The organism is Olsenella uli, from assembly GCF_901212675.1.
Classification (GTDB): domain Bacteria; phylum Actinomycetota; class Coriobacteriia; order Coriobacteriales; family Atopobiaceae; genus Parolsenella; species Parolsenella uli_B.
On sequence record NZ_CAAKOQ010000065.1, the window covers coordinates 1,211 to 1,468 of the forward strand.

Here is a 258-nt window from a genome sequence, read left to right on the forward strand (position 1 = left end):
CGCAACATGTTCGCCGCGCGAATCGAGATCGTCGCGCCCCTCGTGGGCGCGTGGATTGAAACTGAGATCTGCCCACGACCAGCCGCTATCCTCGGTCGTCGCGCCCCTCGTGGGCGCGTGGATTGAAACTGTCGTAGGTGTGGCGCACGCCCGCGCCGTCGTAGGTCGCGCCCCTCGTGGGCACGTGGATTGAAACTCCGGATGGTCGCTCATGCCGCCTCCCACTGCTCGTCGCGCCCCTCGTGGGCGCGTGGATTG